Raw genomic sequence first — 24,357 nt, forward strand, 5'->3', positions numbered from 1 at the left:
GATCCGGCGGTCAAAGGCGAAGGTTGATAAGCCATCCCGACAGCCTCCCACCTACACCGCCAGCACACCCACCGAACTTACGAAAAGATCAGTAGTGCGTTGTGTGTTGCGGAAGTTGACGTTAGGAGCCGGGACTTACGTTCCGTAAGGACATACCCAGAGGTAAGCTCCGGACATGACGGAAGGCGCGCAGATGACACGGGTCGAGAGCGGCAAGCGGTATGACGTGTTTCACACCGACTGCCCGGCGCGCGACGTGGTCGACCATGTGACCAGCAGGTGGGGCATCTGGGTGCTGATCGCCCTGCGCGGCAACAGCCTCCGGTTCTACGAACTGCGCGACAGCATCCAGGGCATCAGCGAGAAGATGCTGGCGCAGACCCTGCGCGCGCTGGTCAAGGACGGCCTGGTCTGGCGCGAGGTCGAACCGACGACACCGCCCCAAGTCACCTACGGGCTCACCGAGTTCGGCGACGCCCTGGGAGACCCGCTGAGGGACCTGTTCAACCGGATCACCGAGCGCATGCCTCCGCGCGAAACGGAGTAGGTCCGGGCCGGCCCCTGACCCCGACCGATCGCCCCACCGTGAGTCGTGACCGGTCGGCCCAGCGAGCGTCGTGACCGGTCGGCCATGACCGATGAGTTTTCCCGGGACACGCGGTCTGTACGGGTGTCGGTGCGCGGCGGGTACGGCTGTGGTCCAATCGCGCAACCGAAGGCACCGACGGAGGCCGGAGGCCGACACCGCGAGCCGGAGCCGGAAGCCGGACCCACACCCGAGACATCCGAGACACCGAGACTCCCGAGGATCCCCAGATGCGCACTCTCATCAGCACCGCCTTCGTCTCCCTCGACGGGGTCGTGGAAGCCCCGGGCGGCGAGGCCGGGTATCGGAACGCGGGCTGGACCTTCAAGGACGTGGAGTTCCTGCCCGAGGCGTTCGCCATCAAGGGCCAGGAGCAGAAGGAGGCCTCCGCGATGCTGCTCGGCCGGGTCAGCTACCAGGCCTTCAGCCCGGTGTGGCCCGACATGGAGGAGTTCGCGGACTACAAGGTGATGCCGAAGTACGTCGTCTCCACCACGCTCACCGCGGACGACCTGGTGGCGAACTGGGGGCAGACCACGATCCTGCGCTCACTCGACGAGGTCGAGGCGCTGAAGCGGACCGAGGGCGGCCCCATCATCGTCCACGGCAGCGCCTCCCTGAACCACGCCCTCTCGGACGCCGGTCTGATCGACCGCTACCACCTGCTCGTCTTCCCCCTGCTGCTCGGTGCGGGCAAGCGGCTGTTCAGCACGACGGACAAGGACACCCAGAAGCTGAAGCTGGTCGAGCACGAGGCATACGCCAACGGCCTCCAGAAGAACGTGTTCGACGTCGTCCGCTGAACGCACGCCGACCGCTCACTCGACGCCGCCCGCCTCAGTCACCCTCCCGCTCCCCCGGCCGCCCCTGGGACTCCTCCGGCGTCTGCCAGGAGTCTTCGCCGGGCTGGTGCGTCGGCGGCAGGGACATCCGAGCCGCCCGCCGCCGCCCGGTCCAGAACATCGCCAGCAGTCCCACCACCACGACGGCGCCCACGATGATCATGAGCAGCGCGGCGGTGTGCCCTACGGCGACCACCTGGGGTGCGGCATCGGTGAGTGTCATGCGTTCGTTCTCCTTGGCGCTGTGGGTGCCGTGGGCGGTACGCACCGGCCGGTCAGCCGCGGCACACGGCGCGTGCCCACCCCAGTGTCGGCAGCGCCGCCCCATCCCGCACGCGGAGGCGGGGCCGAAGGAGCGGCGCCCGCGGCAGCGCGGTCCCGTACGCGAACCGAGGGGGCGACGTAGTCTGACAGGACGTTTCCGAGTGCACGCGAGCGGCAAGCAGTGCGACAGAACAGCGCGTGCGAGGACGGTGAACACAGGTGATGCGCACTCGTTCGGTCCCGGCCTCCTCCGATGTGCCGGCCCCGCAGGTCCTGCGGGAGTACGCCCTCATCGCCGACGGCGAGCGGGGCGCGCTCATCGGGCCGCACGGCGACGTGGCCTGGCTGTGCGCGCCGCGGTGGGAGTCCGGCGCCGTCTTCAACGCCCTGATGGGCGGCCCCGGCCAGTACGCGATCACCCCGCACGGACGGTACGTCTGGGGCGGCTTCTACGAGAACGGCAGCCTGATCTGGCGCAGCCGGTGGACCACCGAGGACGGCATCGTGGAGTGCCGCGAGGCGCTCGCCTTCCCGGCGGATCCGCACCGCGTGATCCTGCTGCGGCGCCTGCACGCCGTCGAAGGGCAGGCGCGGGTCACCGCCCGCCTGAGCCCCGCGGCGGACTTCGGCGAGGCCCGGCCGCACCGGCCGCGCCGCGGTGACGACGGCACCTGGAGCGCCCGCAGCGGATCCCTGTGGTGGCGGTGGACCGGGGCGCCGGACGCCCGTCCGGTCCGGCAGGGCCTGCGCGCCGACGGCCTGCACGCGGAGCTGACCCTGCACGGCGGTGAGAGCCACGACCTCGTCCTCGAACTCTCCGACCGCAGGCTCGCCGAACGCTGCGACGCCGACACACTGTGGAGCGCGACGGAGGACGCCTGGGCCCAGGCGGTCCCCTCGCTCGACGCCACCCTCGCCCCGGCGGACGCTCGGCACGCGTACACCGTGCTGCGCGGCCTGACCAGCGAGTCCGGCGGGATGGTGGCGGCCGCGACCACGAGCCTTCCCGAGCGGGCCGAGGCCGGACGCAACTACGACTACCGGTACGTGTGGATCCGCGACCAGTGCTACGCCGGGCACGCCGTCGCCGCCACGGGCCCCCACCGCCTGTTCGACGACGCCGTACGCTTCGTCGCCGCGCGCCTGCACCAGGACGGGCCGCGCATGGCGCCGGCCTACACCACTGCCGGGGATCCCGTGCCCGACCAGCGGGAGCTGCGCCTGCCGGGGTATCCGGGCGGTGGGCGGCGGGTCGGCAAGTGGGTCAACCGCCAGTTCCAGCTCGACGCGTTCGGCGAGGCGCTGCTGCTGTTCGCCGCGGCACACCGGTACGGCCGGCTCGATGCCGACGGCTGGCGGGCCGCCGAGATCGCGGCCCGTACCGTCGCCAGGCGCCGGCACGACAAGGACGCCGGAGTGTGGGAACTCGACGACCGGCACTGGACCCACAGCCGTCTCATCTGCGCGGCGGGGCTGCGCGCCCTGGCCGACGCGGCACCCGCGCACCGCCGCTCGTCCGACTGGCGCCGGCTCGCGGACACCATGCTGAGCGAGGCGGCCGCCACCAGCCTCCATCCGTCGGGCCGCTGGCAGCGCTCACCGTGCGACCCGTCCCTCGACGCGGCCCTGCTCATCCCTCCCCTGCGCGGCGCCCTGGCGGCCGACGACCCGCGCACGACCCGCACCCTGCGCGCGTACACGACGGAGCTGACGCACGACCACTACGCCTACCGCTTCCGCCACGACCAGCGCCCGCTCGCCGAGGCCGAGGGCGCCTTCCTGCTGTGCGGCCATCTGATGGCGCTGGCCGAGCACCAGCAGGGGCGCCAGGACGAGGCGCTGCGCTGGTTCGAGCGCAACCGGGCCGCGTGCGGGCCGCCGGGACTGTTCTCCGAGGAGTACGACATCGGCCAGCGCCAGCTGCGCGGAAACCTGCCCCAGGCCTTCGTCCACGCCCTCATGCTGGAGACCGCGGCCACCCTCGCGAAGCCCCCGGTGCAGGCGGGACGTTCGGCGCGGGACGGCTGAGCCGGTCGCGGCGCGCAGGCGTCGCCTGTGTGGCGGCACGGCCGGTCCGTCCGGTTTCCGACGGGGCGGGGTCGGGCAGGCGGCTTCCATGGATCATTCTCGGGCACCCGTTCTGGAAGCGCTGTCGGCCTATCACGAGAGCGGTCAGACGCCGTTCACACCGCCCGGGCACAAGCAGGCCCGCGGCGCCGATCCACGCGTGCGGTCCGTGCTCGGGGACGCCGTCTTCGTCTCGGACGTACTGGCCATATCGGGGCTCGACGACCGGCGTTCCTCGCACGGCGTGCTGGAGGCGGCCCAGGAGCTGATGGCCGACGCGGTCGGCGCCGAGCACACGTTCTTCTCCACCTGCGGCAGCTCCCTCTCGGTGAAGTCCGCGATGCTGTCGGTCGCAGGGCCGGGTGAGAAGCTCCTGGTGGGACGGGACGCGCACAAGTCCGTGGTGTCCGGGCTGATCCTGTCCGGCATCCGTCCGGTGTGGGTGGACCCGCAGTGGGACGCCGAGCGCCACCTGGCCCACCCGCCGTCCGCCGAAGCCTTCGCCGCCGCGTTCGCGGAGCACCCCGATGCCCGCGGTGCCCTGGTGACCAGCCCCACCCCGTACGGAACGTGCGCCGATCTGGCGGCCATCACCGAGGTGTGTCACGCCGCCGGCAGGCCGGTCATCGTGGACGAGGCGTGGGGAGCGCACCTGCCCTTCCACGACGGCCTCCCCACCTGGGCGATGGACGCCGGGGCGGACGTCTGCGTGACCTCGGTCCACAAGATGGGCTCGGGCCTGGAACAGGGCTCCGTGTTCCATCTCCAGGGCGACCTCATCAAGCCGGAGGTCCTGAAGAGCCGCGAGGATCTGCTCGGCACCACGAGCCCTTCGGTGCTCATCTACGCGGCGCTCGACGGCTGGCGCCGCCAGATGGTCGAGCACGGGAAGCCGCTGTACGACGACGCCCTCGCGCTCGTCGGGGACGTACGGGCCCGCATCGCCACGATCGACGGGCTGCACGTCCACGGCAGGGACGACTTCTGCGGACCGGGGCGCGCCGCCGACATGGACCCGCTCCAGGTGATCATCGACATCACGGGCCTCGGCACCACCGGATACCGCGTGGCCGACTGGATCCGCGAGCACCACCAGGTCAACCTGCACCTCTCGGACCACCGCCGCGCCAGCGCCCAGCTCACCCACGCCGACGACGGGGCCACCACAAGCAAGCTGCTCGCGGCGCTGCGTGATGTCGCCGCCCGCGCCGCCGACCTGCGCCCCGCCCCGCACATCGAGGTGCCGCCACCGGCCCGGCTGCGCCTCCAGCAGGAACTCCTGCCCCGCGACGCCTTCTTCGCCGCCACCGAGCAGGTCCCCTGGGAGCGCGCGGAGGGCAGGGTCAGCGCCGAGATGCTGACGCCGTATCCGCCGGGCATCCCGGCCGTCCTGCCGGGCGAGCGCCTCGACGCCGAGGTCCTGAGGTACCTGCGGACGGGCGTCGACGCGGGCATGGTCGTGCCGGACGCCGTCGACACCGAGGTGAAGAGCGTGCGGGTCGTCGCCGCATAGCCGTCATGGCCGCGCCGCTCGCGGGCAGCGGGGAAGCCGGCGGGCTCGGGCCCGCCGGCTTCCTGATGTCGCGTACGTCGCGTCAGCGCCCGAGGGCCTTGCGCAGTTCCTGCTTGTTCATCGTGGAGCGGCCGTCGATGTTGCGCTTCTTGGCCTCTTCGTACAGCTGGTCCTTGGTCGGCCCCTGCGAGCCGCTGTGCGAGCGCTCGCCCCCGCGCTGTGAAGCGGATTTGCGGTCCTGGGTGGACGCCCTGCTCGCCGTCTTCGACTCGCCGGAGCGGGCCCGCTCCTTGTTGACCGTGCGGGAGGCGAGCTCCTTGGCCCGCTTGGGCGAGGCACCGCGCTCCTCCGCGCTCTCCTTGATGTGCTCGTACTGCCGCTCCCGCTTGGGACTTGAACCTCGGGGCATCACACAACTCCTGACCATCAGCCGTACGAGCGGCCCCTTGCTGGACCGCCCCCGCCCGCCGCGGTGCCCGGGGCACCGTGCGCGGTGACCTCCAGTCCACGCCCGTCGGCCGACGACCGCGACGCGGGCGAGCCCGAGCGAGTGGTGGTGCGCCCGCCGGTCCCGCCCGTGCCGTGAGAGCCGTGTGCGGCGCCTCGGTTCATTCGGCCGCGCCTCGGTTCATTCGGCCGCGCCTCGGCTCATCCGGCCTCGGCGATCCAGGCCTCCAGCTGTTCCACGGTCGTGGCCGGGTCGGCGACCAGGGCGGCGAGCCGGTCGTCCGCCGGGTTGAGGGTGGCGAGGGCGGGGCAGCGGTGGCAGGCGTCGACTCCCGTCTGGTGCCACCACTTGCACCGCGCGCGGAGGTGGCACCGCGGCACGGCGCCCGTGTCGTGCGCCGAGGGCAGGGTCTGGATGCGCTGGATCAGACCGCAGTCCTCGCCCACCCGGTTCGCGCAGGCGGACGTGCAGTGCGAGGCGAAGCGGAGCACCCGGTGGGGTGCGATGCCTTCGGGGATGCTCGGCAGCACGTCCGCCGCCGGCAGCGGCTCGTCCAGGTAGACGACCTGGCCGTGTTCTCCCGACCTGACGCCCAGGACGACCGATTCCGGACGGTGGGCGTCTCCGCTCGGGCACCAGGTGACGGGGGCTTCGCCGTGAGGGTCCATGGTGCGCACCTCCGTGTCGTCAGGAGGCCGTGGAGTCGGCGCCGTCGGGCGTGGTCAGGATCAGGCCGAGAATGGGCCCGCCGGTCGTGCCGAGGCCCTGCTCGGCGACGACGGCCTTCTGGATGTGCGCCGACAGGTTCTGGGCGTCGGTTCTCTCCGCGGCGCCGGCCGTGCCACCGGCGGCGAGGAGCCCGGTGACGAGGGCCGCGGTGGCTGCCGCGGCACGAAGGTTGGGGTTCATGATGTCCCTCCTTGACATGGGTGGATCAACTGTCAGGGGCGACCGTATGCATCAACTTCCGTGCGCGGAAGATGAATTGATGCGTACTTAATTTCGTCAAAGTGCGCAGGGACGTGCCGCAGCGACCGTACGGCCATCGCCCGCACGGCCACCCGTCACGTCCCGCCCGACGCCGACTGCATGGGGTGGGCGCACGCTGTCGGACACCCTGCGTTTCGGCCAAGTCACCTGAGAATTGTCCGTGGTTCGTAACAGCGGGATCCCCCGGCCCCGGGTTGTCGTCATGCCAGGTGACGAGGGACCAACGACGGACTGCGCGCAAAGGGGCGGACATGGCACGGCACAACGGCGGGCGGGGCTGGTACGGCAAGTTGGTCGGCGCGGCCCTCGGTGTGACGATCCTCGCCACCGGCGCCTCGGTGTGGACCGCGCAGGCGGGTTCCGCCGACGGCTCGGACGCCAAGCCCAAGGCGTCGGCCGCACCGGACATCAAGCCCGTCGACGAGACCATCGCGCACGCGTCGGACGCGGGCCCGCGCGGTCTCAACATCACCATCGACGACGGCCCCGACCCCACCTGGACGCCCCAAGTGCTCGCCCTGCTACAGGAGTTCGGGGTCAAGGCGACCTTCTGCATGGTGGGCACCCAGGCCAAGGCCCACCCCGATCTGGTCAAGAAGGTCGTGGCCGCAGGACACCGGCTGTGCGACCACACGGTGTCGCACAACACCGGCATGGACAAGCGACCCGAGAGCTACCAGTCACAGCAGATACTCGACGCCGAGCGCATGATCACCGAGGCGTCCGGAGGCGTACGCCCGATGTACTACCGGGCGCCGGGCGGGGCGTTCACCCCGTACAGCCGCCATCTCGCCGCCTCCCGCGGCATGCGCCCGCTGGGCTGGAACGTCGACAGCAAGGACTTCGAGCGGCCGGGCGTGGACGTCATCGTCGCCACCGTCGAGAAGGAGCTGCACGGGGGACCGACCGTGCTGTTCCACGACGCGGGCGGCAATCGCTCGCAGACCCTTGAGGCCCTGCGCCGCCTCCTGCCCCGCCTCAAGCAGCAGGGCCACACCTTCGGCTTCCCGGTGCGCTGAGCCGCGCCGCGCCGCCTTCGCCGGTTGACCTTGTCACGGTGACAAGGTCTTCACTGCGTGTCCAGGAGGTGGTCTCGATGACGATCACAGAGCGGGACGCGGAAACGGTACGGACACTGCGCGCGCTGGAGGACGACCGCTCGTCCGTGCGGCTGCGGGCCGCCATGGCGGTGGGCTCGGCGCCCGACCCGCGCTACGTGGACACCCTGGTCGAACGGTGCGCCGTCGAGCCGGAGTTCTTCGTCCGCGACATGCTCACCTGGGCGCTGACCCGCCACCCGGTGTCGCTCACCTTTCCCCGGCTCGCGGCGCAGACGCGCTCGGAGCGCGCTCAGGCGCGGAGCCAGTCGCTGCACACCCTGTCCAAGATCAACGACCGGCGGGCCTGGTCGGTGCTCACCCCGGAGCTGCTGGCCGACACCGACGACGAGGTGGCCCGCAGCGCCTGGCGTACGGCGGTCCTGTTCGTGCCCGACGGATCGGAACCGGCCCTGGCCTCGGCACTGGTGGCACAGCTGGGGCGCGGTGGGCGCGGGACACAGTTGAGTCTCAGCCGTGCGCTGGTCGATCTGGGCGAGGTTATAGTGCCCGCGCTGCAGGCCGCGATCACGGCCCCCGAACCGCTGGTCCGGGCCCACGCGCTCGCCACCCGGCGGCTGTTGCGGGACCCGGACACCGGATTCGAGGACGCGATCGAGGAGGCGAAGCGCGTCGTGGCACTCGGCGGGCCCCCACGGGAGGAACGGTAGAACGTGTTGATCGGTGAGGTGGCCCGGCGCTCCGGGGTCAGCGCCCGTATGCTCCGCCACTACGAGGCGCTCGGTCTGGTGCGGCCCTCCGGTCGTACGGGGTCGGGGTATCGCGAGTACCGCGCTCAGGACATCCGGCGGATCTTCCACGTCGAGAGCCTGCGCTCGGTGGGGCTCTCGCTGCGGGAGATCGGGCGCGCGCTCGACGATCCGGACTTCGCGCCCTCGGTTCTGGTGGGCGACCTCATCGACCGGACCCGTGAACGCATCGCCGCAGAAAGGGAGTTGCTCACCAGACTGCTGCGCATCGACGCGGCGGAGCCCAGCGACTGGGAGGACGTCCTCCACGTCGTGGCTCTGCTCAAGGGGCTCGGCTCCACGAGCGCCAGCGCGCGTCAGCGTGCGGCGCTCTCGTCGGGCGACGAGGTGCCGGTCCCGGTGGAGGCGCTCGTCGAGGCGGTGCTCACCGAGACCGAGCCGAATGTCACCGGGGCCCTCCAGTGGGCCCTCGCGCGAGCGGGCACGGACGGCGCGGCGCTGCTCGCGGCCGGTCTGGGTTCACCGGCTCCCGCGGTGCGCGAACGCGCGGTGCTGTCGCTCGCCGAGATGCCGGGCGACGAGGCGGCGGCACGGTTGCGCGAGGCCCTTGACCACCACGACGTGGTGGTGCGCGGCCATGCGGCGCTGGCACTGGGGGCCCGGGGCGTGGCCGAGGCGGTGCCCGTGCTGCTCGACATGATCGCGGAGGGACGCAACGACATCGACGCGGCCGACGCGCTGAGCGTGCTGGCGGCCGACCCGGTGCTCGCGGAGCGGATCGCGTCCGGGCTCATCGACCGCGTCGCCCGGCCAGGTACCGGCGCCCCGGCCCGTGGCCGGCTGACGCAGGCGATGGCCGCCGTGCCGGGGACGCGCGTGGCGCACGCCCTCCAGGAGCTGTCGCACGACGAGGACCGGGCCGTCGCGGTGACCGCGACCTACCTGCTCCAGGTGCGCGCGACACCCTGACCGGCCGTGGCCGCGCCCCCCCTTCTCAGTCCAGGAGCAGGGGGTTGGGGAGCCGCGCGTCGGGGTGCATCCGCAGCAGGGTGTGCACGACGCCCGCCAGGCCCGACATGAGGCTCGGCGAGAACGCCTCGCGGGCCAGGCCCCCGACGGGGCCCCGCTGTTCGAGACCCGAGAGGATCTCGCCGTCGAGGCGCTCGGCGTCGATGTCGGTGGCGGCGCCCGGACGTCCCGGCGGCGCGGATCCGGCGGACGTCATCGAGGTGAGGAACTCCCACAGGCCGAGGTCTCCGTGGCACAGGGTGTGGCTCCATCCGAAGCCCTCGCCGGCGCCGGCGCGGGCGGCCCGGCGGGCCATGTCGAGGTGGGCCGGATCGCCGGTGCGCCCGTAGAGGTCCAGCATGCCGACACCGATGCCCGTGCTGCCGTGGCACCAGCTGGTGAAGAAGTCCTCCTCCGCGCCGATGCGGACGTCGAGCCAGTTGCCTTCCCTGGGCTGGTACAGGGACTCCTGGAAGGCGAAGGCCCGGTCGGCGAGCCGGCGCCACTGGACGCGCTCGGCCGGTGATCCGGCGTCCGTGAGGGCGAGCCGGGCCAGTGCCCAACCGATGCCGGTGGCGCCGTGCGCGAAGCCGCCGATCCCCTCGGGGTTGAGGCGGGTCGGCCACCGGGCACCCGCGCCGTCACGCACGGCGAGCCCGGTCAGCCGCCGGCCGATGTGCGCCGCACCGTCGAGCCAGCGGTCCTGCCCGGTCGCGGCGGCCAGCTGGAGCAGCGGGACGATCGCGCCGGCCGCGCCGTTCAGGAGGTCCACCTCGATGTCGTCCTCCACCAGCCGCCCCCGGGTGAGGAGTTGGGCCCGGGCGGCCGCACGCTCAAGGAGCCGGTCGTCGCCCAGCACCCGGCGCAGGGCCAGCCAGGTCCACACCTGTGACGCGGCCCCGCTGAAGGCTCCCGCCGACGGTGTCGGGGTCAGGTCCTCGGTGGCGACCAGGACGCGCAGCGCGCCCTCGCACACCTCGCGCACGCCCGGCACTTCGTCGGCCCGTCCGGCGCGCACCTCACGGTCGTACTCGGCGAGGGCCAGCGCCACACCGCCCTGGCCGGTGTACAGGTCGGCGGGCAGGACCCGGATCGACCAGCCGGCGGGGGTGAACACGGGGCTGATCCAGGTGACCGTGCCGTCCTCGCCGCGCACCGCGCCGTCGCACAGCCGGCGCACCATCTGTGCGGCCAGCGCCCGGCGCCGGGCCTCGCGGTCGCGGGCGTGCGGGCGGTCGGCGGCGGCCTGGGTGCGCGCGGGCAGGGTGCGCTCGTTGAGATAGGCGCCCACCAGCGCGTCCTGGATCACCGACTCCTCGAACGCCAGGTCCGCGCTGCGCCAGTCCTCGACGGTGGCCCGTACGGCCGCCGCGTCCACGGTGAATCCACACATCGGGACGTCGCCCACCAGCAGATCGGCGATCTCGGCGTCGATGGCGGCGCGATCGGTCGGGGCGCCGGGCAGTGCGTCGGCGTTGCGCCGCAGGATGTCGCGGGCCCGTCCGGTCGCCGCCGCATCGTCGTGCAGCGAGGCGGGGTGCCACAGCATGCGGCCGATGTCGACGTACGCCTGGGTGGGCCGCAGGATCCGCCGGGCCCTGACCCCCTCGAAGCGGCGCAGCAGCCGGTACGGGTCGCTCCCCGGGCGGCGCAGCTGGGCCGTCATCTCCCGGAAGCCGGCCAGGACGCGGTCCCAGTACGTGCTGAGGACGGGGGTGCGGGCGGGGTGGTTGCCCGCGACGGGCATGGCGATCAGGTCCACCTCGAAGCGGGCCGCGGCGGTGCCGCCGTCCGCGATCACGGGGTGCGGGATCAGGGGCTGCTGTCCGGGGAGCGCTCCGATGCCGGAGATGTCGACGCCGCCGAGCGCGAACCCGGTGCCGCGCACCGGCAGCAGACCGGTCCGCAGCACGGTCCGCCGGATCGCGGCCGCCGCCACGTCCACCGCGTCGCCCCGGCGGCTCGGCGGGAAGGGCGCGGGGGCGTCGAAGAGCGTCTCGGCGTCCACGATCACCGGCACGGGCCCCGCCGCGATCATGTTCTCGGCGTGCATGTCGGTACCGCCGGTGAAGCGGAGGACGGCCAGCCAGTGACCGATGTTCCGGTAGAACGTGGCGAGTTCGGCCTCGTCGGCACAGTAGCGGTGCCCGATGAACTCGGCCCAGCCGTAACCCTCGCGCGCCAGCGTCCTGGGCACCCGGATGCGCCGGTCGGGCGGCGGGGCCCCGGGGAGGTCCGCGAACACGTCGTCCAAAAGGGCGCCCAGCGCCACGTCCGCCTCCGAGGGCCGTGGCTTGTACATCACGGTGCCGCCCGTGAGGTCGACACGGGTGACCGTGAGACCGCCCCGGTGCGAGTCGCCCGCCGCGAACTCGACGGCCCGCACCTCGCCGGCGGGGCCGCCCAGCAGGGTGGCGAGCAACTCACGGTCCTGGGCCAGGCGTTGGGCGAACGCGACGGTGGCCGCCACCGAGAGCCGCGCCACCTCGGCGACTCTGGGGCCCACGCTCGGATACCGTCCGGCCAGCCCCGCCAGGTAGTCCTCGGCACTGGCCTGCTCGATGAAGGCGTCCCACGTTTCCTGACCGGCTGCGTCGGCGCCCGCGCCGCCGGTGAGCCGCAGCGCATGGAGCTCGATGAGGAACAGCCGGGCCAGTTTCGCGTGCAGCGAGCGCACCAGGTGGGTGTGCCCGGCCTCCAGGATCACCTCTCGCTCCGCGGGCGCGATGGTCGTCAACTCAGCTATCTGACGGGCCAGTTGGTCGCGCCAGGGGCGAGCCACCGCGCGGACCGGCCGCGCGAAGTGTTCCGTGTCCTGTGCTGTTCCCGGCCTCGGTCCGCCCACCATCGACTGCCCTCGTCCCACCGCGAGTTCGCGCCGCGAAGGCGCCTGAAGGGAGCCCGACCGCACGGGCGGTCACGGCCATCGGTCCCGCGCGCGGAGCGCGGCGGCCGGTCGAGCGGCGGGCCCTTCGCGAGAGGTCGTTCCGCGAAGGGCCCTGGGATGCGCCGCGACGATCAGCAGCACCAGCTGCCGTGCGACCCGCTCGGGCTGGAACAGAAGCCGTAGAGGGAGTCACTGGAATCGGTGAGCGCGGTCTCGGCGGCGGCGCCGCCCACATAGAGCGGACCGGCCGGGTTGAGCTGGCCGTACGCGCTTTCGGCACCCGACAGCCATGCGTTGAGCACGGTGCTTGCAGGAACACTCGGTTGCGGCATCAGCGGCCTCCGAACGAAGGGGTCGGGACGGATCGCCCAGCCCCGAGTATGGCGATGGACGCACCACCGGCAGGCGAGCGATCCAGCCAAAGTGATGTGGTCGAAGATGCGCACCACACGTATCCGCCGGGCCGCACCGGACGCGTCCGCGCCGCCCGGGGCCCCGGCGAAGCACGGCGGCACCTGGGCCGTCGACCGAGGCCGCCCGGCGGGAGGGCGGTCCGCACTCCCCCGCGCCGACAACGCGCTGAACGCAATTCAGGCCAGTGACCGCCGGGCCGCTCCTCCGAAACGGCGGCCCACTCCGAAACCAGGACCCGCCCCGGGGACAAAAGGGTGCCCGCCAGATCCGCCGTACGACGCCGATGGCATGATCGAGCCTTCGACCATGACCCGCACCACCCCTCTCCCACCGGAGAACCACACCGTGCCGCACGAGGGGTGACCTACTCGACCCGCGTCACCCAACACATCGGCAAAACCATTGATATCGATAGATTCGACGAGATTCAGGCGAATACGCGACCACATCGCCGCCATCCACCGCCGAGAGCCCCGCGTGCTGCTCTGGACGACGGCGGGTGTGCTGACCCTCGGATTCCTGGTCGCCCTTGAAGTCTTCGCGCGGCGGTGGGCCGGTGTCCCGGGACCGCTCACCATCCAGGCACGGGAGGTGATCTTCCCTCCGAAGCCGGGGCCGCTCTACGGCGGCCTGGCCCTGATGATGGTCGTGCTCACCTGGCGGCAGCGTTTCATCGCGGCGGGCGTCGCCGTCGGCGCCGACCTCGTCCTGCTGCTGACGCGGTGGGTGCTCGGCGTCCAGGTGCCCGGGGACCGGCTCTTCGGCAATGGCGCGCTGTGGGTGATGCTGGGCTGCGCGGTGATCGCGCTCACGCGCCGCACCGGCACCGAACGCACCCTGCTCCTCAAAGGCGTCGGTCTCGGTCTGCTGCTCGTGACCGGTCGCAAGATCGGTGACACCTGGCTCCTCGTCACGTCGAAGACCCGCCCGACCGTGCTCGATCCGTATGTGGCGATGGCCGATCACGCGCTGGGCAACCCGTCCTGGCTCGCCGGGCGGATACTCGACGCCGCCGGGCCGCTCGCCGGCAACGCGCTCGGGCTCGTCTACGCGCAGCTCGCGGTGGCCGCCATCGTCGTCGCCCTCTACCAGTTGCGCGACGTGGCATCCGAGCGGCGCTTCCCGCGCCACCACCTGGTGCGCACCTTCCTCCTGATCGGCCTCCTCGGCCCCGCCATCTACATGGTCTTCCCGGTGGTGGGGCCGGTCTTCGCCTACGGACCCGGCGCGTCAGGGACGGGCGGGGCGCAGTGGGCGGTGGCCAATCTGTGGCCCCACACGACGCCCCCGCTCGCCGTTCCGCACCCCGCCCTGTACGACGGGATCACCCCGCGCAACTGCATGCCGAGCCTGCACACGGCGTGGGCCACCACGATCTTCATCCACTCCCGCAGGGGTCCGCGCCCCTTGCGCTACGCGGGGACGTTCTGGCTGGTCGCCACGCTCAGCGCGACGCTGGGCTTCGGCTACCACTACGGCGTGGACCTGGTCGCCGGGGTGGTGTTCGCGCTCACCGTCGAGATGACGCTGCGCACGTACGACCGCGGCTGGGACCGCTCGGGTCTGCGGTTCATCGCCCACGGCACGGTGGTCTTCACCCTGCTCCTGGCTTCGTACCGGTGGCTGCCGATGCGCATGGCCGCCCACCCATGGGTGTTCGGACCGCTCGTCGTCCTGGCGATGCTGTCCGTGATCCTCGGCTATGTGCGCACCACCCGCGCCTGGAGCCCGGCGACCGTACCGGTCCTGCGCGCGGAGGCCCGCCCCGAACCGGCCTGACGCGGACCGGTCGGGGCCGGCCGACGGCGTACCGCAACCGCCCCCGCGCCCCGGGGCCGGCGCCCCGCGTAGCCGGTGAACTGCGGTTCGGTACCGGCGAATGCGAACCCGGAGTGCCTGCGTACGACACTGCGTCCGCCGTCGCACCCGACGAGCCGGCGCGCGGCGTACGCCTCTCCGCCCGTGAGGGCGACCGCGCCCTCCCCGTCCTGGATGACACCGGAGACGGTGCACGCAGCAGGCGGCGCGCGGCTACGCGTCGGTGGTGGCGGGCTCGTGCGCGTCGACGTCGGCCATGAAGCCGAGCATCCGCGCGTTGACCAGGTCCGGGTGGTCGATCTGCGGGCCGTGGCCGGTCGCGGCGATGATCTCGGCCCGCGCCCCGGGTATCAGCCGCGGCACGCGCTCCAGTTGGCGCTTGGGGTGCACGAGGAGGCTGCGCTTGCCCATGATGAGGTGGAACGGCGTCCGGATCGTGCCCAGTTCGCCGTCGGACAGCGGCAGCGGGGCCGGGCGCCGGATCCGGAACGCCCTCACCCCCGCCCGCACGAACGCCCGCAGTTCGGGCACCACGAGGACGGGCTGTTCCAGCCAGGCGGCGAGGCGCGGGCGCAGGGCCTTGGGCGCGAAGGTGGCGAAGAGGCTGACGAAGATCCAGACGAAGAAGCGCAGGCCCACCTTCTCCAGGCCGCCCGGATCGAGTGCGGTGACCGACGCGAGGCGGCCGGGCCGCAGGTGCGCCTGGTTGATGACCAGCCAGCCGCCGTAGGACGAGCCGACGAGGTGGACCCGGTCGAGGCCGAGGGCGTCCAGCGTCTCGTCCATCCACTGCGCGGCTCGCTCGGGCTGCCACATGGCCTCGCGCTGAACGCTGCGCCCGGGGTCGCCCGGGGTGTCGAAGGCGTAGACGGGCCGTTCGGCGCTGAGCGCGGGAGTGTTGGGGTACCACTGGGCGGAGCAGCCGCCCGAGCCGTGGATCAGCACGACCGGTGTGCGGGACTCGGCTGCCGGGTCGGCCGGCCCGTACCGGTACACGTGTGTGGTGCCGAAGCTCGTTTCGACATCGGCCTCGGAACGGGCCGGCGCGCCCAGGGCGTAGAGGGCGTCACACGCGGCGAAGTACCGGTCGCGCAGCTTGTCGTTGACATAGCGGCCGACGTCACGGCGAACATGCGGCGGGCTCTTGGGCACGGGCACCTCCAGGGAAGATCCGTTCTTGGTGATACGACCGTACCATGATGATGATACGGCGGTACCATGAAGATGTTCCGCAGGACCGGCCGCGCCGGCCGAGCGCGGACCACGGCCCAGCACCCAGGAACCGGACACGGGAGACACACGATGCCCAAACGCGTCGACCACGCGGAACGGCGTGCCCAGATCGCCGAGGCGCTGATCAAGGTCGCGGGACGGCGGGGGCTGCACGCCGTCGGGATGCGCGAGGTGGCCGCCGAGGCCGGGGTGTCACTGCGCCTGGTGCAGTACTACTTCGAGACGAAGGAGAAGCTCCTCTTCCACGGCCTCCAGCATCTGACCGACCGTTTTACCGCGCGGGTGGGCGCCCGGCTGGCCGCCGCCGGCCCGGACCCCGGGCCGCGCGCGACGATCGAGGCCATCCTGCTGACCTCCCTGCCCACCGACGAGGAGAGCCGCACCTTCCACCTGCTCTACAGCTCCTACGCGATGCTGTCCGTCACCGACGGGGCCCTCGCCTCGCAGCGGTTCGTCGACAGTCCCGACGCCGCGGAAAACGCCGTGACCGGGCTCCTCGAACAGGCGCAGGAGGCGGGCCTGGCCGATGCGGGCGCCGACGCCCGCATCGAGGCCATCAGTCTGCTCGCCATGACGGCGACCCTGGGCACCAGCATCCTGGTGGGCCAGCGCGAACCGGAGTCGGCCGTCGCGGTCCTCCACCACCACCTGGACCGCGTGTTCACCACGAACTCCCCTACCGAGCAAGGGACTTGACCCGAACCCGCGCCCTCTACCGGAACCGGAACACCCGGCCGTACCCGGTGATCTCGTCCGCCCGCGCGTCCGCCGCGCGCAGCGCGGCCCACAGCAGCACCTGGTTCGCCGTCAGGACCGGCCGCCCGAGGCTCGCCTCCAAGGCTTCGACGACCCCCACCGCGCGCAGTCCGTTGCCGCCGATCACCACCGCGTCCGCCGCGTCGGGCACGTGGCCCACCACCCAGTCGTACAGGGCCTGGCGCTCGATGAGGGTCTGACCGCTGGGCAGTTCGCAGAGCGCGGCGTAGTCCACCCGGAAGCCGCAGTCCTCGTAGTAGGCGCGCCCCAGCCCGACCAACTCCGCGTCGAACCACGGCGGGTCCACGAGGGCGAGCCGCTGCGCGCCCAGGATGCGCAGGGCCTCGACGGCGGCGTGGCAGGTGGCGACCACCGGCAGTCCCCGGGCGCGCTCGGTCAGACGGGCCAGCATGCGTTCCTCGCCGTCCGGGCCGAGCACATACGCGGAGCTGGTGAAGGCGAAGGCGATGGCCGCCACCGGCGCCTCGGCGAGGTGTCCGACGGCCTCGTCCACAGCGGGTGGCTCGGCGAAGGCGCGTACCGGCGCGAGCGGGATGGTCGGGTCCATCGCACCGCCGGGGCCCATCGCCCCGAACGGCACCCGGGCCGTGTGCAGGCCCACATCGGCCGGGGCCATCGCGCGCAGTTCCGACTCGGGGCCGACGTCGGCGTGCGGGGTCACGATGCCGAGCCGGACTCGGACGTCCCGTCCGTCGGGCTGCCACATGATGTGCTCCTCTCGGCGGGGCCGTTCCTCCACTGTGGCAGGGCCGTGCCCCGCGTGCTACGCGATGGTGTCGCCGGCCGGCGAAGGTGCGGGGCGGCAGGCCCGGCGGGCAGTGCACGCCTGCGTACGCCACGGCCGCTCGGGTCCCCCGCGCACGGTTGGTACGCGGGGGAGGCCGGTCGGGGTGGCCTGCGGCCTCAGTGGTCGGAGTAGCTGAAGTCCCCCACGGTCCAGGCACTGACGTCCTTGATCGCGACGCGGTACATACCGCCCGTCTCGGGGATGCCTACGGCTCCCTGGAGGATCCGCGCCACATGGAAGTGCAGATGGGTGGGCGGCCCCTCCTTGGAGGTCGCGGTGGTGAACACGGTGGCGAACTCGCCCAGCCGGGCGGAGTCCGTCAGCACCTCCGACACCCGTTGCCGCCATACGGCCTCGGGTGCGAGCCGGCCGGTGATCACCGCACCACCGGCGACCACGGTCAGGGACATCTGGTTGCTCTGCCCGGACTCCACCAGGGCAGCGACGTTCACGAGCAGTTCGTCAGGCTTCGACATGAGACCAGATTCTATTCCCAGGCGGCTTCGGGCGGAGCGAACAGGGGGAGGGCGCGGGCCAGGCCGAGGAGCCGGGCCACGCCGGGGTCGGCGGAGCGCAGTACGAGGGTCTTGCCCTGGTCGAGGGCGTCGTAGCGCGCCCTCAACAGGACATTGAGGCCGCTGCAGTCACAGAAGGAGACGGCGTCGAGGTCCAGGTCGACGCCGCCGGCCGCCTGGCACAGGGCGGCCGTGAGCGCGTCGTACAGCTGGGGCGCGGTGTCGAAATCGAGTTCGCCGCCGACCGTCACGTCCACCCGCCCGCCGCCGGCGCGCGAAGTGATCCGCAGCATCGGCCGCCCTGTGGGGGCAGGCCCTGCGGACTGCTCAACAACGCGCGCGTGCACATCACTTGGGTGCGCACCGGGTGCGTGAACCCCGCGCGCAACGTCCGCCATGAAGCCCCGTGGGAGTGGCCCCTGCTCGGGCATGACATCCGCTCCCATGTCTCCGGCACACACAGGTACTCCTGCCTTCCTCAGGATGCAGCCCCTTTTGGCCTACGTCAAGAATTACACGAAAACTCTGTCGTGTATCGACGCACCACCCACGCACACCCCACATGCGCACACCCCACACGCGCCCACCTCACCCGCGCACGCCCACCACGCGCAGGGCGGGACCCGCACGGCCCGAGCAGGACAGGCCCCGCCGTCAGCCGGCCCCGGGGCCGAACCGGCTCCTGTACGCGGACGGGGTGAGCCCCGTCTCGCGGCGCATCAGCGCCCGCAGGTTGGCCGTGGTGCCGAGCCCGCTGGCGCGCGCGACCACATCGAACCGGGACTCGCCCCGCTCGATCAACCGGCAGGCCAGGGCGAGGCGTTCGCCCGTGAGCCAGGCGAGCGGTGTCGTGCCCAGCTGGGCCTGGAACCGGCGGTGCAGCGTGGCGGGGCTGACCGCCGCGCGGGTCGCGAGACCGGCCACCGTCAGCGGCGCGTTCAGCCGCGCCTGGGCCCAGCTCAGGACGGGGGCCAGGGATTCATCGGGCACGTCGGGCAGGGGGCGCTCCACGAACTGCCGCTGTCCGCCGTCCCGGTGAGCGGCGAAGACGAGGCGCCGGCTCACGGAGTTGGCGACCTCCGCCCCGTGGTCGCGGCGCACTACATGGAGCCCCAGGTCGAGCGCCGCCGCGCTGCCCGCCGACGTCAGAATGTCACCGTCGTCCACGAACAGGACGTCCGATTCGAGCAGGACACCGGGAAAGCGGGCGCGGAACGCGTCCGCCCACTGCCAGTGCGCGGTGGCCCGCCGCCCGTCCAGCACCCCGGCTTCGGCCAGCGTGAAGGCACCGCTGCACAGGCCGATGAGGCGCGCCCCACGCGCATGCGCACGCCGGATCGCGTCGAGGACGGCCCGGCGCCTCGGCACCTCGACATCGGGCCGGTTGGGCACGATCAGGGTGTCCGCCTCATCGGCCGCGGCCAGCTCGGCGACCCCCGTGAGCGTGAAGAACCCGTCGCGCATGAGGGTGCGGGGTGAGGGGGAGCAGAGCCTGAAGTCGTACAGGTCCCGCCCGATCTCGGGTCGGCGCAGCCCGAAGATTTCGGTCGCGCAGCCGAGCTCGAAGGGGTTGGAGTTCTCGTCCACGATCAGGACGACCCGGTGCGGGGCCGTCGAGTGAGGGGCCGTCGGAGGTGGGGCCGTCGGGCGTGGGGCGCCCGGGTGGGACGCCGTCGGGCGTGGCGCCGCCGGACGCGCCGCTTGCGAGGATCGTTTCGCCATGTGCGATTCCTAGCACTCACGGCGAACGAGCACTTCGGCGGAGGCTGGGCCCATGACCAGCGAACCGATCTCCCTGCGAACCGCCCTGGCCTCCTTCGACGCCCTGTGGAGCCCGCGCATCGTCACGCGCGTGAACACCTACGACGTCCGCGTCGCCAAGGTCGAGGGCGAGCACATCTGGCACGTCCATGACGACACCGACGAGTTCTTCCTCGTCCTCGACGGAGAGCTGCACATCTCATTGCGCGAACCGGCCGGGGAGCGGGTCGTCCGGCTCCCCCAGGGCTCGGTCTTCACCGTTCCCCGGGGTACCCCGCACCGGCCGGCCGCCCCGTCGGGGGCGTCCATCCTGATGTTCGAGCCGACAGGCACGCCGACGGTCGGCGATCGTCACGACGAGGTGCCGGAGCACGTGGACGCGACGACCGGGCACCAGCTCATCCCGTGATCGGACGGGGGCCGGGCTTCGCGCGGACGAAGCGACGGCGTCCTACCCGGGCGGACCGGGGTTCGGCCCGGAAGGTGCCCCAGGCCGCCGTGTCGGACGTGCGGCCGCCGCAGGCCGTCACGCGCAGGCCATGCCGAAGGACGCGACGAACAACCAGCGCCCCGTAACGGCGTCGGCATCCGCCGTACGGTGTCGTGGCCGCCCGGGTCAGCGGCAGCCCGCAGAGCCACGGCCGCGCGGCACGCGATGTCGAGCGCCGCGCCGACCGGCACGCACGGGTGGCCCGGGAGGGCGATCGGTGCACGGTGGCCGGCCCGGGCGGCGACGATGAAGCCCGGCCGCATGCGGCGGCCGGGCTTTCGCGTGGGGTCCGATGACGTCAGGCGGACTGGATGAGTTCGGGGCGCCCGAACAGCAGCGCGTATCCCGAGGGCAGCCGGTCGATGATCCGGTCCAGGAGCTCCGGGCCCGCGAGCCGGCCGACGACGGCGAGGACGGCTCCGGTGTCCCACCGGGCGGTCGCGGGCGTGCCGCCGGTGTGGGCGGCCAGCTCCTTGACGAAGCCCCAGCCGGTCAGCGGCTCGGCTCCGGGGATCTGCCCGGAGAGGACGAGGGCCGCCTCCACGGGCAGGCAGGCCGCGAGGTCGACCCGCTCCTCACCGGTGAGCTGACGCCCCAGGGTCCCCAGTACGGCACGCGTGACCTCCTCGGCCCGCTCCCAGGTGGGATAGGCGCCCTCATACCGGATCCTCTCCACCATCTGACGCAGCGTCATGACTGGTCGGGCGACGGCGGATTCAGCCAGCGTGGTCATCGGGGGTGGTTGCCTTTCTCGCTCAGGGGGTTGATGACGTGACGGCGTGCGGGCGCACGGGGGCGGAGTCGCTCAGCTCCGGATCTGCTTGTGGTCCGGCTGCCCGCCGATGGCGATCTTGCGAGGCTTGGCGCGCTCCGCGATCGGGATCCTGAGGGTGAGCACGCCCGCCTCGTAGTCGGCCGAGATGCGCTCGGTGTCCAGGGTGTCGGCCAGCACCAGCTGGCGGGAGAAGACGCCGAGGGGGCGCTCGGAGAGCTCCATCTGCACGTCGTCGGCCTTCACCAGGGGACGCCGCTCGGCCTTGACCGTCAGCATGTTGCGCTCGACGTCGATGTCGATCGCTTCCTTGGCCACGCCGGGCAGATCGAGGGCGATCACGTACTCCTCGCCCTCGCGGTACGCGTCCATCGGCATCGCCGACGGCCTGCTCCAGGTGCCCGAGACACCCGTCAACTGCTGGGCGAGCCGGTCGAGTTCGCGGAACGGGTCGGTGCGCATCAACATCGCGAAAACACCTCCACTGGTCTGGCATGAGCTGCCAATGCGCTTGCTTCGACACCGTTGTAACATGTCATCCAAACGATGACAAGCAAGCTGTCGCCCGAACGATGACACCCCCCCGGAGGGTCCATGAACGCCACTCCCGAGTCCGGCGATCCCACGTCGTTCCTGGCCGCCGCAGCCGCGCTGCACGCGATCGACGAAGCCGTGCGCACCGCCCGGACGCCCCAGGCCGCCCCTCCCCCGGACCGGCCGGCCAGCTCCGACGAGGCCCTGGCCGCGCTGCTCCTCCTGCGCGAACTGCGCGATCAGCTCGCCGGCTGGGAACCCGGGCTGATCGAGGCCGCCCGGGCTGCCGGCTCCAGCTGGGCGGAGCTGGCCCAGCCGCTCGGGGTGGCCAGCCGGCAGGCCGCCGAGCGGCGCTATCTGCGGGTACGCCCCGGGGCGCCCGGCGCCACCGGCGAGCAGCGCGTCCAGGCCACCCGCGACCGCCGCGCGGCCGACCGCTCCGTCACGGCCTGGGCCCGCGCCAACGCCGCCGACCTGCGGGGGCTCGCCGGTCGGATCACCGGGCTCACCGACCTTCCGGCGGGCGCCCGCACCGCCGTCGGTCACCTCACCGCCGCGCTCGCCGAGGACGACGCCGCCCGCCTGCTGGCGCCGCTCACCGCTGTCCGCGCACACCTCGCGGCCGGCCACCGCGACCTCGCCGCCCGCGTCGACGCCCTCACCCACCACACCGACCAGCTCCGCCGGACGGCGGGCGAGCCCCGCTGAACGGCCCGGGCCCACGCGCGCTCCCGGGGCTGCGGAGGTGACACTGGCGCGGTGACACAGAACGCACGGCAGACGGAAGAACGCCTGGCACGCACCATCCTCGAACTCCTGGAGTCCCGTGCCCCGGACGCGACGATCTGCCCCTCCGACGCGGCGCGGGCGGCGTACGAGGGTGACGACGACGGCTGGCGCGCGCTGATGGAACCGGCCCGGGGCCTGGTCGAGGCGGGCGAGGTGGAGATCACCCAGGGCGGCCGGCGGGTCGACCCGGACAAGGCGCGCGGGCCGATCCGTATCCGCCATATCCGCTGACCCGACGGTCCGGAGCCCGGCTCCCGAGACCCGGCTCCTGGCGCCCGCCGCACGGCATCGGACGCATGGCGGCCGGGCCCGGCTCCCAGCGCCCACCGCACGGCACCCGGCGCCCGGGCCCCGCGCCCGCGTCGCTCAACAGGGTTCGGCGCAGGGCGAGTTGAAGGCATCCGCCGCCCAGGGCTCACCCAGTGCGGGAGCGGCACCCTTCCCTCAGCCGAGGTCGGTCGCCGTGGTGGACGCGGTGGGCTTACCCGGGCGCGGCACCTCCCGGCCCGCAGGCGCCGTGCGGGCGAGGGTCGCGTTGAACTGGCCGCCGATCAGCAGCGAGAGGTTGGTGAACCAGAGCCACACGAGGAACACCACCACACCCGCCAGCGACCCGTACAGACGGGTGTAGGAGGCGATGTGGTCGGCGTAGAGCGTGAAGAGCGCCGACGCGGCGCTCCACAGCAGGACCGCGAGCACGCCGCCGGGCAGCCCCCGACGCACCCCCCGGGCCTCCGCCGGACCCGTGTGGAAGAGCACCAGCACCAGGATCGTCACCACGCACAGCAGCACCGGCCAGCGCAGCGCCCCCCAGCCTCCGAAGCCGCCGGCGCCCACCAGAGCGGCGGCCCTGCGGGCCACCGGGCCCGACAGCACGATCAGGGCCGAGCCGGTCAGGAGCAGCGCGAGCAGCAGGAGGGCGGTGGCGATGATGGTGTGGGCCGTGCGCAGCGGGGGCCGGTTGTCGGGCATGCGGTGCATCGCGTGCAGCGCGCGGCGGAACACCGCGAGATAGCTCGACGCCGACCAGAGCGCGCTGACGGCGCCGGTCACCACCAGGACCCACACCGTCGACTCGGCTTCGGTCATCTGCCGCAGCGCGTCCCGCAGGACGCTCGCCGACGCGGCCGGGGCGTAGGAGGTGAGATCGTCGATGAGCAGGCCGGTCGCCTCCGGGGCCGCGAGGCCGATGGCCGAGACCGTGACCAGCAGGGCGGGCACCAGGGCGAGGATGGCGTAGTACGTCAACGAGGCGGCGTAGTCGGACAGGTTGTCGTTCCACACGGCCACCGCCGTGTCCCGTGCGGCGGTGCGCAGCCGTCCGGCCACCGCGGCGGCGCGCGGCCGCCGGTCGGCGGCCGGGCGTGAGGATGGGGGCACGTGATTCTCTCTCTTCGGGTGGAAGGGCGCCGTATGACCGGGTGTCCGCTGCCGCTCGTTCCATGCCGAGGGGCGCCCCCCTCTCCCTGAGGGGGGCGCCCCGGCACGGCCGTCGTGCGTGACGGCGAGCCGTCAGCGGCGCTCCACCAGGCCCCGGACATAAGCCGCCTGGCCCGCGTGCTGCAAGGTGTCGGAGATCACGCTGACCAGTCGCACGCCGAGGGTGACGTGCGGCGTCCACCGCTCGTCGACGACGCGGTCGAGCGCGGCGTCGTCGGCGCCGCGCACGAACGACAGGGTCTGCTCGTGCACGGCGTCGTAGTAGTCGCGCAGCTGGTCGGCGGTGACGCCCCTGACCAGCGCCACCTGCTTGCTCGTGTGCCCGTATCCGGTCTCCTCCGGATCGAGCGCCAGGCCGAACCGGTCCGACCAGCCGTCCGAGAGCCATACCTGGTCGCGGCCCGCGGCATCCGCGATGTGGTCGTCCTGGACGCGCGTGAGGTGCCACACCAGCCAGGCGATGGAGTTCGCCTCCTCGTCGGGCCGGTGGGCGAGGTCCTCCGCGGAGAGCCCCTCCACCGCCGTGTGCACTTGTTCCTGGACCCGTCCGAACGCGTCCGCCAGAAGCTCTGCAGTATTCATGGGCCCATCCTCCCTCACCGGCCGCACGCGCGC

Annotated in this window: 27 protein-coding genes; 12 read left to right on the forward strand and 15 right to left on the reverse strand. The window is 72.7% G+C overall.

Translation table 11 applies throughout. The features are described from left to right. The first annotated feature begins 175 nt into the window (after positions 1-175). Positions 176-547, forward strand: a complete 372-nt coding sequence (locus ACGF3I_RS04715) for a winged helix-turn-helix transcriptional regulator (protein WP_393129128.1) — start codon at positions 176-178, stop codon at positions 545-547. Between the two features lie 269 nt (positions 548-816). Further along, on the forward strand, positions 817-1,389 hold the full coding sequence (locus tag ACGF3I_RS04720; RefSeq protein ID WP_393129129.1) for a dihydrofolate reductase family protein: 573 nt from the start codon (positions 817-819) through the stop codon (positions 1,387-1,389). A 34-nt stretch (positions 1,390-1,423) separates the two neighbouring features. Here ACGF3I_RS04720 and ACGF3I_RS04725 read toward each other — a convergent pair whose 3' ends face one another. Next, on the reverse strand, positions 1,424-1,651 hold the full coding sequence (locus ACGF3I_RS04725; RefSeq protein WP_393129130.1) for a DUF6479 family protein: 228 nt from the start codon (positions 1,649-1,651) through the stop codon (positions 1,424-1,426). Between the two features lie 263 nt (positions 1,652-1,914). On the opposite strand from ACGF3I_RS04725, the gene ACGF3I_RS04730 reads away from it, so the two are divergent. Next, complete coding sequence (locus tag ACGF3I_RS04730) at positions 1,915-3,720, forward strand: glycoside hydrolase family 15 protein (RefSeq protein ID WP_393129131.1); 1,806 nt, start codon at positions 1,915-1,917, stop codon at positions 3,718-3,720. 88 nt (positions 3,721-3,808) lie between these two features. After that, positions 3,809-5,272 (forward strand): aminotransferase class I/II-fold pyridoxal phosphate-dependent enzyme, encoded by a 1,464-nt coding sequence (locus ACGF3I_RS04735; RefSeq protein ID WP_393129132.1) that lies wholly within the window; start codon positions 3,809-3,811, stop codon positions 5,270-5,272. 82 nt (positions 5,273-5,354) lie between these two features. On the opposite strand, the gene ACGF3I_RS04740 is transcribed toward ACGF3I_RS04735, so the two are convergent. From ACGF3I_RS04740 to ACGF3I_RS04750, 3 genes are all read right to left on the reverse strand, one after another. Continuing rightward, positions 5,355-5,681 carry a plasmid stabilization protein gene (locus tag ACGF3I_RS04740; RefSeq protein WP_393129133.1) on the reverse strand — a complete coding sequence of 109 codons (327 nt, stop codon included), beginning with the start codon at positions 5,679-5,681 and terminating at the stop codon, positions 5,355-5,357. Positions 5,682-5,920: 239 nt separating this feature from the next. Further along, positions 5,921-6,388 carry a hypothetical protein gene (locus ACGF3I_RS04745; protein WP_393129134.1) on the reverse strand — a complete coding sequence of 156 codons (468 nt, stop codon included), beginning with the start codon at positions 6,386-6,388 and terminating at the stop codon, positions 5,921-5,923. A gap of 19 nt (positions 6,389-6,407) precedes the next feature. Next, a complete protein-coding gene (locus ACGF3I_RS04750; protein ID WP_393129135.1) occupies positions 6,408-6,629 on the reverse strand; it encodes a hypothetical protein in 222 nt (73 codons plus the stop codon). 332 nt (positions 6,630-6,961) lie between these two features. On the opposite strand from ACGF3I_RS04750, the gene ACGF3I_RS04755 reads away from it, so the two are divergent. The 3 genes from ACGF3I_RS04755 (at position 6,962) to ACGF3I_RS04765 (ending at position 9,486) form a co-directional block, all read left to right on the forward strand. Further along, complete coding sequence (locus ACGF3I_RS04755; protein ID WP_393129136.1) at positions 6,962-7,729, forward strand: polysaccharide deacetylase family protein; 768 nt, start codon at positions 6,962-6,964, stop codon at positions 7,727-7,729. Between the two features lie 77 nt (positions 7,730-7,806). Beyond that, positions 7,807-8,478, forward strand: coding sequence for a HEAT repeat domain-containing protein (locus tag ACGF3I_RS04760; RefSeq protein ID WP_393129137.1), 672 nt, complete (start codon positions 7,807-7,809; stop codon positions 8,476-8,478). A gap of 3 nt (positions 8,479-8,481) precedes the next feature. Continuing rightward, positions 8,482-9,486 (forward strand): MerR family transcriptional regulator, encoded by a 1,005-nt coding sequence (locus ACGF3I_RS04765; RefSeq protein ID WP_393129138.1) that lies wholly within the window; start codon positions 8,482-8,484, stop codon positions 9,484-9,486. A gap of 25 nt (positions 9,487-9,511) precedes the next feature. On the opposite strand, the gene ACGF3I_RS04770 is transcribed toward ACGF3I_RS04765, so the two are convergent. Together ACGF3I_RS04770 and ACGF3I_RS04775 are read right to left on the reverse strand one after the other, a co-directional pair. Further along, a complete protein-coding gene (locus tag ACGF3I_RS04770) occupies positions 9,512-12,307 on the reverse strand; it encodes a type 2 lanthipeptide synthetase LanM family protein (protein WP_393129139.1) in 2,796 nt (931 codons plus the stop codon). 236 nt (positions 12,308-12,543) lie between these two features. After that, on the reverse strand, positions 12,544-12,744 hold the full coding sequence (locus ACGF3I_RS04775; protein WP_393129140.1) for a DUF6229 family protein: 201 nt from the start codon (positions 12,742-12,744) through the stop codon (positions 12,544-12,546). Positions 12,745-13,306: 562 nt separating this feature from the next. On the opposite strand from ACGF3I_RS04775, the gene ACGF3I_RS04780 reads away from it, so the two are divergent. After that, the gene (locus ACGF3I_RS04780; protein WP_393129703.1) at positions 13,307-14,605 is read left to right on the forward strand and encodes a phosphatase PAP2 family protein; all 1,299 of its coding nucleotides are present in this window, start codon (positions 13,307-13,309) and stop codon (positions 14,603-14,605) included. A 252-nt stretch (positions 14,606-14,857) separates the two neighbouring features. On the opposite strand, the gene ACGF3I_RS04785 is transcribed toward ACGF3I_RS04780, so the two are convergent. Continuing rightward, positions 14,858-15,796, reverse strand: a complete 939-nt coding sequence (locus ACGF3I_RS04785) for an alpha/beta fold hydrolase (RefSeq protein WP_393129141.1) — start codon at positions 15,794-15,796, stop codon at positions 14,858-14,860. Positions 15,797-15,946: 150 nt separating this feature from the next. Between ACGF3I_RS04785 and ACGF3I_RS04790 the strand changes: the two genes are divergently transcribed. After that, positions 15,947-16,573: a TetR/AcrR family transcriptional regulator gene (locus ACGF3I_RS04790; protein WP_393129142.1), complete on the forward strand. Its 627-nt coding sequence runs from the start codon at positions 15,947-15,949 to the stop codon at positions 16,571-16,573. Between the two features lie 16 nt (positions 16,574-16,589). On the opposite strand, the gene ACGF3I_RS04795 is transcribed toward ACGF3I_RS04790, so the two are convergent. From ACGF3I_RS04795 to ACGF3I_RS04810, 4 genes are all read right to left on the reverse strand, one after another. Then, on the reverse strand, positions 16,590-17,360 hold the full coding sequence (locus tag ACGF3I_RS04795; RefSeq protein ID WP_393129143.1) for a maleate cis-trans isomerase: 771 nt from the start codon (positions 17,358-17,360) through the stop codon (positions 16,590-16,592). Between the two features lie 197 nt (positions 17,361-17,557). Beyond that, on the reverse strand, positions 17,558-17,917 hold the full coding sequence (locus ACGF3I_RS04800; protein ID WP_393129144.1) for a hypothetical protein: 360 nt from the start codon (positions 17,915-17,917) through the stop codon (positions 17,558-17,560). A gap of 11 nt (positions 17,918-17,928) precedes the next feature. Then, the gene (locus tag ACGF3I_RS04805; protein ID WP_393129145.1) at positions 17,929-18,249 is read right to left on the reverse strand and encodes an STAS domain-containing protein; all 321 of its coding nucleotides are present in this window, start codon (positions 18,247-18,249) and stop codon (positions 17,929-17,931) included. Between the two features lie 361 nt (positions 18,250-18,610). Next, a complete protein-coding gene (locus ACGF3I_RS04810) occupies positions 18,611-19,549 on the reverse strand; it encodes a GlxA family transcriptional regulator (RefSeq protein WP_393129704.1) in 939 nt (312 codons plus the stop codon). A 181-nt stretch (positions 19,550-19,730) separates the two neighbouring features. Between ACGF3I_RS04810 and ACGF3I_RS04815 the strand changes: the two genes are divergently transcribed. Then, positions 19,731-20,126: a cupin domain-containing protein gene (locus ACGF3I_RS04815; protein WP_393129146.1), complete on the forward strand. Its 396-nt coding sequence runs from the start codon at positions 19,731-19,733 to the stop codon at positions 20,124-20,126. 379 nt (positions 20,127-20,505) lie between these two features. Here ACGF3I_RS04815 and ACGF3I_RS04820 read toward each other — a convergent pair whose 3' ends face one another. Together ACGF3I_RS04820 and ACGF3I_RS04825 are read right to left on the reverse strand one after the other, a co-directional pair. Beyond that, on the reverse strand, positions 20,506-20,901 hold the full coding sequence (locus ACGF3I_RS04820; RefSeq protein ID WP_393129705.1) for a DUF2267 domain-containing protein: 396 nt from the start codon (positions 20,899-20,901) through the stop codon (positions 20,506-20,508). 111 nt (positions 20,902-21,012) lie between these two features. Further along, entirely contained in the window at positions 21,013-21,447 is a 435-nt protein-coding gene (locus ACGF3I_RS04825; protein WP_393129147.1) for an Hsp20/alpha crystallin family protein, read from the reverse strand. A gap of 126 nt (positions 21,448-21,573) precedes the next feature. Between ACGF3I_RS04825 and ACGF3I_RS04830 the strand changes: the two genes are divergently transcribed. Beyond that, the gene (locus ACGF3I_RS04830) at positions 21,574-22,221 is read left to right on the forward strand and encodes a type III effector protein (protein ID WP_393129148.1); all 648 of its coding nucleotides are present in this window, start codon (positions 21,574-21,576) and stop codon (positions 22,219-22,221) included. A 51-nt stretch (positions 22,222-22,272) separates the two neighbouring features. Then, on the forward strand, positions 22,273-22,533 hold the full coding sequence (locus tag ACGF3I_RS04835; protein ID WP_393129149.1) for a DUF3253 domain-containing protein: 261 nt from the start codon (positions 22,273-22,275) through the stop codon (positions 22,531-22,533). A gap of 213 nt (positions 22,534-22,746) precedes the next feature. On the opposite strand, the gene ACGF3I_RS04840 is transcribed toward ACGF3I_RS04835, so the two are convergent. Further along, positions 22,747-23,682 carry a YihY/virulence factor BrkB family protein gene (locus ACGF3I_RS04840; protein WP_393129150.1) on the reverse strand — a complete coding sequence of 312 codons (936 nt, stop codon included), beginning with the start codon at positions 23,680-23,682 and terminating at the stop codon, positions 22,747-22,749. 132 nt (positions 23,683-23,814) lie between these two features. Next, the gene (locus ACGF3I_RS04845; RefSeq protein ID WP_393129151.1) at positions 23,815-24,324 is read right to left on the reverse strand and encodes a DUF664 domain-containing protein; all 510 of its coding nucleotides are present in this window, start codon (positions 24,322-24,324) and stop codon (positions 23,815-23,817) included. Positions 24,325-24,357: the final 33 nt, after the last annotated feature.

Origin of the sequence: Streptomyces sp. NPDC048111, assembly GCF_043202815.1 — a bacterium.
Taxonomy (GTDB): domain Bacteria; phylum Actinomycetota; class Actinomycetes; order Streptomycetales; family Streptomycetaceae; genus Streptomyces.